Consider the following 12,338-nt stretch of genomic DNA (forward strand, 5'->3'; position numbering starts at 1 on the left):
CTATTTTGCATCGCTTTTTTTAATAGGAGGACTGGAAATGTTAACCATTGGATATATCGGAAATGGTAAGAGTACTAATCGTTATCACTTGCCTTTTGCTAGAAAAGTAGAGGGCATTCGTATTAAGTCGATTTATCATCGTAGTCAACCGAAATGGCAAACCTTTGAAGATATTCATTATACGACGGATTTAGATGAAATATTACAAGATCCAGAAATTGACTTAATTGTCATCACCACTTATTCAGATTCGCATTATCATTTTGCTAAATTAGTTTTGGAAGCTGGTAAACATGCTTTAGTAGAAAAGCCGTTCACCCATACAGCGAACGAAGCAAGAGAACTTTTTCAATTAGCCGAAGCAAAAGGGCTGATGTTGCAAGCCTTTCAAAATAGACGCTTTGATTCTGACTATTTAACGACACTTAAAGTGATTGAAAGTGGCAAGTTGGGGGATATTTTAGAGTTAGAAATGCATTTTGATTATTTTAGACCTGAAATACCGGAAAATGTTCATGAATTTAAAGTTGAACAAAGTTATTTATATGGTCATGCTTGTCACACTTTGGATCAGTTGATTGCTTATTTTGGCAAAGCCGATCATATTCATTTTGATGTGAGGCAATTACTCGGGTCTAATCGGATGAATGATTATTTCGATATCGACCTTTATTACGGTAAAACGAAAGTATCGGTCAAATCAAGTTATTTTAGAATTAAAACACGCCCCAGTTTTGTGGTCTACGGTACTAAAGGGATGTTTATTAAAGAGAAAAAAGACCGCCAGGAAGAACATCTGAAACATTTTTATATGCCTGATAATCCAGACTTTGGTTTAGATGCACCGGAAGATTATGGTACGTTGACTTATATAGATTCTAAAGGGAATTACCATGAAGAGAAAGTGGTGTCTGAGGTGGGAGATTATAGTCGTTTCTATCAGAACTTGTATGACACCATCGTTAATGGCGCTCCAAAAACGGTTTCGGATGATGAGACCCTTTATCAATTAGAAATATTAGAAGCAGGTATTGAATCGATGATTCAGTAATAATTATCACCATTAAATAAACCTGAAAATGAGTAGCAAAAGTAGCAATTACTTCGTACTCATTGTCAGGTTTTCTTTTTTAGCTAGTATGTTAATCTAGTGTTGGTTGTTACCGTTTAAAGTGGGAGTGGGCAAGAAGTAGAAAATTAAATAATTTTCGCTTCGTCTGCCTACTCCCGCACAGTTGGGAGTAGACCAGAAGTAGAGAATCGAATGATTTTCGCTTCGTCGGCCTACCCCCGCACAGTTGAGTAGGCCTCAAACAAGTCGTTAAGACGCAGTTTGATGCCACTCAACCACTGCGCTTTTAATTTAATAACAATAACTTAATTGAATTTACAAAATTTATGTTTAATCTCGTTAAGACGTAGTTTGAGGCCACTCAACGACTGCGCTATTAATTATCGCACAATAATTTGATTGAATTTTTCAAGATTACTCTCAACTACCTTAAGACGCAGTTTGCGACCACTCAACGACTGCGCTATTAATTAACGAACAATAATCTTAACTAGATTTATCAAGTTTATGCCCAGCCTCATTATCAATTTTTAAGCCAGTATTTTAACTTAATGTGAATCATTATTCATTTTTCAAGCGGATATTCTCACTTGGGGTTAGTGAGTTTGGTTGATTCTGAAAGCTCTAAAATTAAATTGGCCACTTAAATTGTAATTCTTCCCCATTTTTAAGATGGTATTCTAATGTTAGACTTTGTCGTTTTCATACAATATTTTGGCTTTAAGCTCTTGCGATTGTCGTGCGAGTTCTTTGCCTATATCAGTATTTTTGACATATTGACGCTCATGGCGTTTTTTAACAATTAATTGTGTTGGAAAAATGTCAAGATATTTTTCAATCGCCTTTTGTTTTGAAGTGAAGGGATGATGCGCAACTAAATACACTTCATTAGAATTATCGACGAGTGTATATCCAGCAATACCGGTTACTTTTTGATAGGCAGTTGATAAGCCACCATCAATGACAAGCATTTTACCATTGGCCTTAATCGGATTTTCACCTTTGATTGTTTTCACTGGGGTATGACCATTTATAATATAGCCTTCGCTCGTTAAACCAAAATCGTTTAATAATTTTAAGCAAAATTGCTCATTTTTGCGCCATTCATAATAAGGGTTTTTAATTTCGTTATGGACTGTTTTATCAGAGATAAAGTAACGTTCAAAGGTGCGCATGATATCTTTTCCAAAGAGAGTAGAACTAGGCCCGCACCATAAGTACCAAAGGGTGTCCGTTGCCCAATCGTCATGACAATCTAATCGCTTAAAGCTTTCTTCGATTGAGGTTGCATAGAAGTCCATCAATGATTTACCTTGATAAAGGTGATTATCGATGTTTAATTGGTAATATTCCCCCTTTTCGTTAACAGGAATACACCCATGGAAAAGAAGATTATCATTGTAAGTTAAATACATTTTTCCATTTTCTAATAAAAATTCCATGTGTTCTTTTAATTTTGCTGAATTTTGGAACTGATGTAGTAAATCTAATAAAATAAGTTCTTCACCCAAGGTTAATTCATTTGGTTGTTCCCAATCGATTAAATCAAAGCAAGTATTGTCTAAGTGATATTCTTGACCTTCAATGTTGATTGTAAGGGTATTGGGATCAATTATCGGCAGTAAATTGCGATGGTTCATCTGAAATTCTGGGCGACGTTCAATTAATCGGCCCTCTAATTTGAATTGCATGATGGTCATGGCTTGATGCATACAATTTATCGCAGTTTCTGTTGCTGCATCGATAGGTGTTTCGAGTTTAGGTTTAAAAGCAGCATTTTCTTGATAATAACGAAGGGCGAATTTTTTTAATCGGCTTAAGTCAATGCTATAGCTTTCTTCTAAGAATTGGGTGTGTCCATAGCGGAAAGCAATTCTTAAAACAGTAGCAAGACAAGTCATATTACCAGCATAGGCCCCCATCCAGATGATATCGTGGTTTCCTAAAGTAATATCAACGGATGGTAAGCTCATGAGGACATCCATTACTTTATCAGGATGAGCACCACGGTCATAGATATCTCCTAATACATGGAGATGATCGACTACAAATCGTTGGATTAGGTAACTCAATTCAGTTGCAAATTGAGGTGCTAACTCAAGTTCTATTATAGTTTTAAAAATCGTATGATAATAAGCGTTTTTGTTATCGTGTTCATCGTATTGATATAAAAGCTCTTCTAAAATATAAGCATATTCACTCGGTAAAGCCTTTCTTACTTTTGAACGGGTATATTTACTGGACACAAAACGAGTGAGGTTGACTAAATTTTTTAATAAAGATTGCCATTTATCAAAAGAGCGTTGTTTTCCTAAAATAAAATCTTCAGGATAATAAATGGCGAAGCAAAGCTCATTAATGGCTTGTTCATCTAGTTCATCTTCAAAAAGGGTTTGTACTTTAATGCGAATAATACCGGAGCAATTACGTCTAATGTGGTCAAAGGCTTCGAATTCACCATGGATATCACTAATAAAATGTTCAGTCGCTTTTGGTAATTCACGGATTGCCTCAAGGTTAATAATCTCAGCTAAATCATTTAAAATTTTTTTCTTCATCATGATGTAAGGGCCCCCAACAGATTAATATAAATGTATTATATCAGATTAAAATTAAATGAGGAGCCACAAGCAAATATTTTACAAAAATTGTATTGAGTGTTCCGAAAAGATAAAATAGATAGTGAGGTGATTAGTATGTTACGAGAAGCGCAAGCAATTCAACATTATCTTCAGTATGTAGGGCAAAAATATATTGCACCCTATAAAGCTTTAGATGAAGAAGAATTTATGCTGCAGTTTAAACAGGACGGAGGAAAGGCGCGTAACCAATTTTAAAAAATAGTAGAAGCTTTCAATGACCAACAAAATCTTTTAAAGATGCAACGGGTAAGTAATTGGATGAATCAAGCGCAATTTGGAACACCGTTATTTTATTGTTTTTTTAGAGGGGAAAACGATGAGATGTCTTATCCTGGCATGGCTGTGCGTTTATATATCGAAGGACAACGATTAGGATTAACCTGGGAGGTAAGTGTACTTGAGCGAACATTAGCTAAAGATAGTTTGGCGAGACAACGCCGAGTATTGACGGTTCCAGCTGATGACGCCATGTATTATTTGGCTTATAGTCAAGGTGAACCTTTTATTTATTCAGGTACTGAGGATAATCGCATTTTTTTAAAAAACGCTGTCGATACGGGTGAAGTGAGAAAAGTTCTTGTTAAAAGTTTAATTGGGTTTTTTGATGAATTTCAAACGATGGATGATTTAATTGAAGCGATGAATCAACAGTTTGAACGATTGTTTCCTTATTATTTAGCCACCAAATAAACAAATTAATTTTGACTGACGAAGATTGAATGATAATCAATATCAATAAAAAAGAGACTGGCACGAATATAATATGAACGGCTCCTTGTTAAGTAAATACTAAAAAGTAATGCTACTTTAAAAGGATCCTATCAAATTATTTCTGTTCAGTCTCGTCTATTTATTTTATATAAATAGTTAAATGCCACAAAACGATGTCTGTTTACTTAATTATGCCTATTTGATAGGCGGGGCAAAAATTATTAGCTATAGACCACTTAGTCTGCTTATATTTAAAACCGAATAAACTAAAGGACACTCTATGCACTTAAAATCGTAGATATCATTGTGAATGTTTTTAAATGCAATGAATTGATTGTGTTTAAAGTGTTTTGCTGATTGAATTTGATTCGTGTTGGGCTTCAAACCAACGATTTAGTCTTAAGTTAATCAGTCCAAAAAATTCATTTTGCATACCATCATAATCGAGGCCAATACTGTCCGTCATGACCACTAAGGTGTAGAGTGGCTCGCCGTTTTCATCAAAATAAATGCCGGTATCATGGAAATACTCATCTAAGTATCCATATTTCACAGCCATATTATCATTAAGATAATATTTTAGTAACCAATGAGGTTGGGCTGCTAACATCGTGTCAACGACATTAGAATAATAATCAGAAGAAGCAATTGCAATTAAGATGCCTTCTAATACTTCTGCATTCACATGATTAAATTGATATAATTCTGGGTCATAAATATCGGCACCGCTAAGCATTAACATAGCGTTTTGATGGTTGCCAATATAATTAAAGTAATAATGCGTTAATAAATTCCAAGCGGTATTGTCTGAATTGATTAACATTTCATAGATTAAATCTTGCAAAGCGTAGCTTGGTCGGATAGGACTATTGGTAATATTGCCGCCACCTTCTTCAAACATTGCTTCAACAAAGGGAATTTGTGTATCGAAAGATAAATACCCTTCATTAACTAAGGATGTATAGAGTGCTGCGGTCGCAACTTTTGTTGTGCTGGCTCCTAACATGGTAATGTCACTATTCAAAGTATAGTGTGTATCATCAATAAAGTCATAGAATGCAATAGCGATTTGGTCACTATTGTATCCAAATTCACTAATTGTATCGTAAAGAATATCGTCTACGGTCTTGTTTTCAATTGAATAATTTTGATCAACATCTTTTAACTGATCATTGGCTTGAACAACCATCAAAGGCGTGATACCGAATGACCAAGCAAAGAGACATAAACAACATGTTGCAAAAAATTTTTTAAGCAATTTTTTCACCTCTTATCAAAATACCAACTCATTATATCATAAAAAAAACAGATAGCTACTCTTTTAATGTGAAGATTTAGTGAACTTCACAAAGAGCAACACTACCTAAGAGAATTAAACATTTAATGACCATTATCGGATTTGTGATGAATTAGTTTTAATCACTTAATTACCATTGCCGTGGTTCGCGATTAATTGATAACCGGTTAAAAAATGATCGGATGCTTTTTGGTTGGGGCGTAAATGTTGTTGGGCAAATTGAATAATCCATCCGTGAAAAGCGGCCCATTCAGCAACGGTTAATTCACCATTGTTTTCAGCAAACTGTTTTACTGCGGGGTAGGTTAAAGGGACAGGCGCCTTCAGTAATTGAAAAAGTCGTCGTGCATAATTGTCAGCGATAAAGACGGGTTCGTTAAATACATACATTAATAAAACATCTGCCGTTTCAGGTCCGATACCACGCCTTTTTAATAGTTCCTTACGCAGGGAAGGACCAAAATGGGCTTTAATCTTGTCATATTGGTCTTCAAAGGTTTTGGTCCATTCGAAAAACTCTATAATATTTCGGGATTTATTTTCATGAAAACCACTTGAATGAATTAGTTTTTTTAACTCTTGTTGGGAAAGTTGTCGAATGGTTTTCGGAGAAAAACTGGCTTTTTGCCTGATTTGATTGAGTGAGAGTTCGACATTATGCCAGGTAGTATTCTGGACTAAAAAGGCTCCGATAACAATTTCGTGTTTGCTTTCATGTGGCCACCAATCTTCGATGCTCCCTTGATAATGTCTTTCTAATAAGTTAAATAGTTGATTAACAGTAATCAATCGATTGTCCATACAGCTGCTCCTTTACGATTTTTAATATAGGTAAATGAAAGAATCACTCCATGTAACAAAGATTATAGTGAAAATTTTGCGTAAAGTCATCAAAATAGATTATAATGGAAAGGGCAAAGGTGGTCATGAATGTGAGCTATTTTCTTTTGATTTTTTGTATTAGCAGTTTGATTTTTAAGAAGATTCTGGTAAAAATATCTGGAAATTCAATGGCTCCTACTTTTCACTCAGGAGATATCGTTTTATCAAAACCAATTAGAAAAATTCGAAGGTATGATATTGTTATTTTTAAAAGAAAAGAGAAACTGTTCATTAAGCGTGTGATTGGCTTGCCTGATGAATCCCTACGTCTATCACCTAAAGGTGTAGAAATCAATCAAAGAATATTATATGAACCCTATTTAACAGAAGCGAATCGATATTATTTACGTCGTCCAATGGAATGTGTTATTCCTAATGATAGTTATTTTGTGCTAGGAGATAATCGGCGCAGTTCTGTCGACAGTCGTACTTTGGGTGTCATTAAAAGAGAAGAAATTATCGTTAAAATATTTTCAAAGTAAAAGAGTACTATATTTTGGAGGTTACCTTAGTGAAACGAATTTTAGTTGTTGATGATGAGAGTTCAATCGTAACATTATTGCAGTATACGTTAGAAAATGCCGGTTATGAAGTAGATATCGCATTAGATGGTAAGACGGCTTATCAAATGATTAAAACCGTAAATTATGATTTTATTGTCTTAGATGTGATGTTACCACAAATGAGTGGGATGGACGTTTGCCGGCGCGTTAGACAAAAAGGCATTCAAACTCCAATATTAATGTTAACAGCTCGTGCAGATGAATATGATAAAATTATTGGTTTAGAGCTAGGAGCTGATGACTATATGACGAAACCCTTTAGTCCAAATGAAGTCTTAGCTCGAATCAAAGCCATTTTAAGAAGATCATCCGTTAGTCATTATCGAGTTGATGATGAAATTGAAGAAGCGGAAGTTGAAAAAGTGCGAATGACACCTGATAATTCAGTACCGATACCTGAAAATGATACCAAAAAAACTTATGGAGATTTAACGATTTTAACTGATCGATTTGAAGTCTGGGTTCGTGGAGAACAAATCGAAATTACACCTAAAGAATATGAACTATTAGTCTATATGACAGATAGACAGGGTCGAACTTTGAGTCGAGAACAATTATTAACGCAAGTTTGGCAATTTGATTACTTAGGAGAGACTAGAATTGTAGATGTTCATATTAGTAATTTAAGAGAAAAAATAGAGCGTAATAATAAAAATCCAGAATATATCATTACCGTTAGAGGGTTTGGCTACCGTTTTGAGGTGCCTGATTATGCAAAATAATACTAAACTTCTAAGTAACCGCAATATTCTATTTATTATTATTGTCTCCATCTTTACTATTGTGCTCGCTGTACTAGCCCTAGATGCAACCGTTCACCGAATGGTCATGCAAGATAGAATGAATCAAGTAATAGAACCCATCCAATTACAGTTGAAAAAAAATCAGCCTCTTTCTAAATTGAAGTTAGAGGCAATTGAAGAACAGTATGATGTGTCCATTTTATGGTTTCAACGAGAACAATCTTTAACCAATCAATTGCCGGAACTATTTTATGATAGTAGCAATTTAAATGAAAATATTAAAAAATTGATTTCAGAACAAGTCCATGAAGTAAACAGTAAACCTAAAATATCGTTGAGATCGTCTCATTATTTAGCCACCATTCCTTTAACCGAAGCGAGTATAGCTAACTGGGTAGTAGTGGTGATGCCAGCGATTAGTTTAGTAGACAATAATTTACAGATTTTATCCGTCATATTAGCCGTTATCATTATCTTGTTAGTCATCGTTATTAGCCTTTTTTGGAGGTACTATTTTATTCCGCTTCGTAAGCTAAATGTTGTGCTGCATAAGCTTTTGAATAAGGATTATCAGTTGCAATTTCCCTTAATACAAAACGGTCACAATGGCATAGTGGGAGAAATGACACAATCACTCCAACAGTTGAGTTCGAATTTAATTAAACAAGAAAATGCTTTATCCACTACGGTTCATCAGCGTAGTGTTCTAATCAATCATCTCATTTTGGGTATTGTTGTTGTTGATTCAGAAGGAAAAATTGTTTTAACCAATCCAGCGGCTAATGCGATGTTGGATATTGTAGATAGAAATATCGGCGAGCATTATACGAGTGTTATTAAAAGTTATCCTATTTTATCGATGATTGATCGAGTACGCCAAAATCATTTAGCACAACGAGAGGAAGTTGAACTATGGGTGCCGCATACCCAAATTGTTGACGTAAATATTGTTCCTTATGGCCAAGGAAATATCAATGATGAAATTTTAATTTTATTATATGATTTAACGGCTATTAGAAGGTTAGAAGAAGTGCGATCTGAATTTGTCGCCAATGCTTCACATGAACTAAGAACGCCGGTAACAGCGATCAAAGGCTTTGCTGAAACATTACAAAATGGTGCCATGGAAAACCCAGTAATTGCGATGAAATTTATTAATATTATTGCGGATGAGAGTCATCGTTTGGAGCATATTATTGAAGATATTTTATCGTTATCACGTATTGAAAAGCAACAGCTTGCGATTAATGTTACTAGTTTTGATTTAGTAGCGAAGATTCAAAGCTTGTCTCACTTATTTGCTGAGCGTTTGGAACAGAAAAACATGCAATTGGTACTACCGAATTCTGGTCCGATAATGATTGAAACAGATGAACAACGGATTGAAAATATCGTAACCAATCTAATTGATAATGCGATTAACTATTCTGAGGACAATAAAAAGATTATGGTTCGTGCTGAAGAAAGTTCACGAATGGTTCGTTTATCGATTATTGACCAAGGGGTAGGGATTCCTCTGGAAGAACAAGAGCGAATTTTCGAACGGTTTTATCGTGTAGACAAGGCCAGAAGTCGTCAAACGGGTGGGACAGGATTAGGACTATCAATCGTTCGCCACTTAGTAAAAACAATGAATGGAACCATTTCAGTTGAAAGTAAGGTAGGTCAAGGCTCTAGTTTTACCGTCAGACTGCCCAAATATTGGGGGAAAAGAAATTTAGAAGGAAAAAATTAAAAAAATAATATAAAGATTTTTAGTAACGTTTTCTATAAAAGAAAGCCCTATAAAGGAAGAGAAAGATTATATTACGACGAGAAAAATAATCTTTCTCTTATTTATTTACGTTCAATTTACAAAACTAATCTTATTTTAATTTTAAACACTTTTTACTTCATTCCGGTTTACAATAACCTTACTTAACCTTTCAGAATAAAACCGTTAAAATTGAAGGTAGAGAAATTATGGAGGAAGATTATGATGCGAGATTTTAAAGAGACATTCATGAAATATGTATTTTTATTTTGTGCGACTTTGTCGATTGTATCTATTATTTTGATTTTTTATTTTATTTTTCAAGGAGCAATTCCTTTCTTACTAAAGACTGGTGTTTGGAATTTTTTAAGTGGGAGTGTTTGGAGACCAACCGCATCAACACCTAAATTTGGGATCTTTCCAATGATTGTTGGATCATTTGCGGTTACAATTGGTGCTGTTATTATTGGAGTACCAATTGGTGTCTTAACAGCTGTTTTTATGGCTTACTTCTGCCCTGAAAAACTCTATCGCTATGCCAAACCTGCTATAAACTTAATGGCGGCCATTCCATCGATTATTTATGGCTTTTTTGCTTTACAATTACTGGTTCCTTTATCTCGACAATTGTTTGGTGGAACAGGGATGAATATTATCACCGCTTCGATATTATTGGGAATTATGATATTACCTACTATCATTGGACTATCAGAATCTGCAATTAGAGCTGTGCCAAAAGATTTTTATTCGGCTAGTATGGGGTTAGGGGCTACTCATGAACGCTCAGTGATGAGTGTGGTCGTACCGGCAGCTCGTTCAGGTATTTTATCTTCTGTAATTTTAGGGATTGGACGGGCAATTGGTGAAACAATGGCGGTCATTTTAGTAGCGGGTAATCAACCGGCACTCCCTCGTCGGTTAACTTCTGGTGTCCGAACGTTAACGACAAATATCGTATTAGAAATGGGTTATGCGTCTGGGGATCACCGTGATGCCTTGATCGCTACCGCAGCAGTATTATTTGTATTTATCATTATTATCAATATTATTTTCATGTTGATTAAGAAGAATAAGGAGGTAGCTTAATGAAAACGAATCATTTTATTAAAGGGCTAGTTTGGGCTGCCGCAATGTTTACCTTAGGGATATTATTATTTATTATTGGTTTTATTGTTTGGAATGGTTTTTCATCAATGAACCTAAGTTTATTCGAATGGGAATATACCACTAAAAACGTCTCGATGATGCCGGCTATTATTTCAACTTTAGTCGTGGTTGGAGTATCATTATTAATTGCCGCACCAATCGGTGTTTTTACTGGTTTCTATTTAGTAGAATATGCGGATCGTTCAAGTAAAATTTTACCGATTATTCGTTTAGCTACTGATACTTTAGCAGCAGTTCCGTCGATTGTTTATGGTTTGTTCGGGATGTTATTTTTTGTAAATAGAGTTTTCGGTAGCTTTTCACATTACGCTGGTATTTTAACGATAACGATCATGATTTTACCTATTATTATTTCATCGACAGAGGAAGCTTTATTATCCGTTCATAATAGTTTGCGAATGGGGAGTTTAGCATTGGGTGCTGGTAAGCTTAGAACCATCTTTACCGTAGTATTACCGGTCGCAATGCCTGGGATTTTATCAGGACTCATCTTGGCGACTGGTCGTATAGTTGGGGAGTCGGCTGCTTTGCTTTACACTTTAGGTTCTTCATCTAATATGATCAGAAATCTTAAGTCCCCAGGTCGTACATTAGCGGTACATATGTACGTTTTATCCCAAGAAGGTTTCCACGTGAAAGAAGCCTACTCAACGGCGACAGTTTTAATTATTTTAGTATTAACCATTAACTGGTTATCTACTCGATTAGGTAACAAGTTAGCAACAGGGGGAAGATAAGATGGCAAAGGTAAAATTTGATATACAAAATTTAGATTTCTATTATGGTGATTTTCAAGCACTTCACAATATTGATATGAAGATTGAAGAAAAATTAGTCACAGCATTTATTGGACCTTCAGGTTGTGGTAAATCAACGTTTTTAAAAATCTTAAATCGGATGCAAGACTTGGTTCCTGGAACTAAAGTGGATGGATTGGTTACTTTAGATGGTCAAGACATCTATAATCGAAACTATAATGTCAATGAGTTACGTAAACGTGTGGGTATGGTTTTCCAACAACCGAACCCATTCCCGAAGAGTATTTATGATAATATTGCTTATGGACCACGCACACATGGAATCAAAGATAGTGCTCAATTAGATCAAATTGTTGAAGAATCGTTAAAAGGAGCTGCTATTTGGGATACCGTCAAAGATAAATTACATCAAAATGCGACCGCATTGTCTGGTGGGCAACAACAACGTATTTGTATCGCGCGAGCAATTGCGAATAACCCAGAAGTCTTATTAATGGACGAACCAACCTCAGCCTTAGACCCAATTTCGACTAATAAGATTGAAGAATTAGTTCATGAATTAAAAGAAAAATATACGGTAGTCATTGTAACGCATAATATGCAACAAGCGGCCCGTATTTCCGATAAAACAGCTTTCTTTTTAAATGGAGAAGTGATAGAATTTGGAGGCACCGAACAAATCTTTGGATTCCCAGTAGATAAACGTACAGATGATTATATCTCTGGTCGTTTCGGCTAATAATTATTCCA

12 protein-coding genes are annotated in these 12,338 nt (G+C 35.1%); 9 read left to right on the plus strand and 3 right to left on the minus strand.

The window, feature by feature from the left end:
* Positions 1–37 precede the first annotated feature (37 nt).
* Entirely contained in the window at positions 38–1,051 is a 1,014-nt protein-coding gene (locus B5D12_RS01690; protein ID WP_078755198.1) for a Gfo/Idh/MocA family oxidoreductase, read from the plus strand.
* A 707-nt stretch (positions 1,052–1,758) separates the two neighbouring features.
* Here B5D12_RS01690 and B5D12_RS01695 read toward each other — a convergent pair.
* Positions 1,759–3,633 (minus strand): fructose-1,6-bisphosphatase, encoded by a 1,875-nt coding sequence (locus B5D12_RS01695; RefSeq protein ID WP_407645201.1) that lies wholly within the window; start codon positions 3,631–3,633, stop codon positions 1,759–1,761.
* Positions 3,634–3,768: 135 nt separating this feature from the next.
* Here B5D12_RS01695 and B5D12_RS10235 point away from each other — a divergent pair, with 135 nt between their 5' ends.
* Together B5D12_RS10235 and B5D12_RS01705 are read left to right on the plus strand one after the other, a co-directional pair.
* Complete coding sequence (locus B5D12_RS10235) at positions 3,769–3,909, plus strand: hypothetical protein (protein WP_200802979.1); 141 nt, start codon at positions 3,769–3,771, stop codon at positions 3,907–3,909.
* 126 nt (positions 3,910–4,035) lie between these two features.
* Positions 4,036–4,404 carry a hypothetical protein gene (locus B5D12_RS01705; protein WP_143412019.1) on the plus strand — a complete coding sequence of 123 codons (369 nt, stop codon included), beginning with the start codon at positions 4,036–4,038 and terminating at the stop codon, positions 4,402–4,404.
* Positions 4,405–4,765: 361 nt separating this feature from the next.
* Here B5D12_RS01705 and B5D12_RS01710 read toward each other — a convergent pair whose 3' ends face one another.
* Together B5D12_RS01710 and B5D12_RS01715 are read right to left on the minus strand one after the other, a co-directional pair.
* A complete protein-coding gene (locus B5D12_RS01710; RefSeq protein ID WP_078755201.1) occupies positions 4,766–5,683 on the minus strand; it encodes a serine hydrolase in 918 nt (305 codons plus the stop codon).
* 165 nt (positions 5,684–5,848) lie between these two features.
* Complete coding sequence (locus tag B5D12_RS01715) at positions 5,849–6,523, minus strand: endonuclease III domain-containing protein (protein ID WP_078755202.1); 675 nt, start codon at positions 6,521–6,523, stop codon at positions 5,849–5,851.
* Between the two features lie 125 nt (positions 6,524–6,648).
* Between B5D12_RS01715 and lepB the strand changes: the two genes are divergently transcribed.
* From lepB to pstB, 6 genes are all read left to right on the plus strand, one after another.
* Entirely contained in the window at positions 6,649–7,086 is a 438-nt protein-coding gene (lepB, locus tag B5D12_RS01720; RefSeq protein ID WP_234982889.1) for a signal peptidase I, read from the plus strand.
* Positions 7,087–7,115: 29 nt separating this feature from the next.
* Positions 7,116–7,889 carry a response regulator transcription factor gene (locus B5D12_RS01725; protein WP_078755204.1) on the plus strand — a complete coding sequence of 258 codons (774 nt, stop codon included), beginning with the start codon at positions 7,116–7,118 and terminating at the stop codon, positions 7,887–7,889.
* Positions 7,879–9,645, plus strand: coding sequence for a two-component system histidine kinase PnpS (gene pnpS / locus B5D12_RS01730; RefSeq protein ID WP_078755205.1), 1,767 nt, complete (start codon positions 7,879–7,881; stop codon positions 9,643–9,645). Before B5D12_RS01725 ends, pnpS begins: the two co-directional genes overlap by 11 nt.
* A gap of 240 nt (positions 9,646–9,885) precedes the next feature.
* A complete protein-coding gene (gene pstC / locus B5D12_RS01735; RefSeq protein ID WP_078755206.1) occupies positions 9,886–10,749 on the plus strand; it encodes a phosphate ABC transporter permease subunit PstC in 864 nt (287 codons plus the stop codon).
* Positions 10,749–11,567, plus strand: coding sequence for a phosphate ABC transporter permease PstA (gene pstA / locus B5D12_RS01740; protein WP_078755207.1), 819 nt, complete (start codon positions 10,749–10,751; stop codon positions 11,565–11,567). The genes pstC and pstA overlap by 1 nt, the downstream gene beginning before the upstream one ends.
* Before the next feature lies 1 nt (position 11,568).
* Entirely contained in the window at positions 11,569–12,327 is a 759-nt protein-coding gene (gene pstB / locus B5D12_RS01745) for a phosphate ABC transporter ATP-binding protein PstB (protein ID WP_078755208.1), read from the plus strand.
* The last annotated feature ends 11 nt before the right edge of the window (positions 12,328–12,338 follow it).

It is taken from the genome of Globicatella sulfidifaciens DSM 15739 (assembly GCF_900167405.1).
Lineage (GTDB): Bacteria > Bacillota > Bacilli > Lactobacillales > Aerococcaceae > Globicatella > Globicatella sulfidifaciens.